The 267-nt window shown below is 44.6% G+C and carries 1 pseudogene; it reads right to left on the bottom strand.

The features are described 5' to 3' along the window. A pseudogene (locus VC188_RS12110) lies at positions 1-142 on the bottom strand (integrase core domain-containing protein); the annotation flags it as partial. Positions 143-267 lie beyond the last annotated feature (125 nt).

The raw sequence follows: 267 nt of genomic DNA, 5'->3' as shown, positions 1-267 counted from the left end.
GATTAAGCCAATCGTAACGCACGGTGCGGTTGTATCTTTCAATGTATGCATTTTGTTGTGGCTTACCTGGTTGGATATAAGTTATCTCTATTTGATGTTTCGCAGCCCATTGCACAAGCACGCTACTGATGAGTTCCGGCCCATAGTACATGCAGAATGGTAGTCAGCCGCAGCAATTTAAGCCATGCTGGTGATTGCGAGATCATCAATAAGGAGTATTGCTATGGCTGACCACTTAAACAATAAACCCTTTGGGGCATGGATTGC

This window comes from Polynucleobacter sp. MG-28-Ekke-A2, from assembly GCF_035012985.1.
In the GTDB taxonomy this organism is placed as follows: domain Bacteria; phylum Pseudomonadota; class Gammaproteobacteria; order Burkholderiales; family Burkholderiaceae; genus Polynucleobacter.
Note: the sequence above shows the minus strand (reverse complement) of the source record. Positions and strands in the feature narration are given on the sequence as shown.